Genomic DNA, 440 nt, shown 5'->3' with positions numbered 1-440 from the left:
TGGCTCAACAATCAGGAAAATTAACCAATTTTACTCAAATTGGTGGGCAATTAAATTTAGATACCAAAACAGCGCAAAAGTATGTCGGTTTACTGGAAACATTATTTTTAGTACATCAATTAAGACCTTGGCATGACAATACCTTAAGCAGGATAGTTAAAACACCAAAAATTCATTTTATTGATAGTGGTCTTTTGGCATGCCTGAACAGAGTTACCATCGAAAGCATTGAAAAAGATAAATCTTCTTTTGGAGCTTTGCTAGAAACTTGGGTATATAGCGAATTACTGAAAATGTGCACTCTAGCAAATGAGCCATGGAATATTTATTACTATCGTGACAAAGACCAAGTAGAAGTGGATTTTATTCTTGAAAATCATGCACGCAAGATTATTGGTATTGAAGTTAAAGCAAGTCAAACAATTCTTAATCAAGATTTC

The 440-nt window shown here is 33.2% G+C and carries 1 protein-coding gene; it reads left to right on the top strand.

The genetic code is table 11. The features are described from left to right. Positions 1–440, top strand: a 440-nt coding sequence (locus tag OQJ26_RS19360; RefSeq protein WP_265705296.1) for a DUF4143 domain-containing protein, incomplete at both ends; no start/stop codon positions are given.

The sequence above is a fragment of the Legionella sheltonii genome, from assembly GCF_026191355.1.
Classification (GTDB): Bacteria; Pseudomonadota; Gammaproteobacteria; order Legionellales; family Legionellaceae; genus Legionella; species Legionella sheltonii.
Note: the sequence above shows the minus strand (reverse complement) of the source record. Positions and strands in the feature narration are given on the sequence as shown.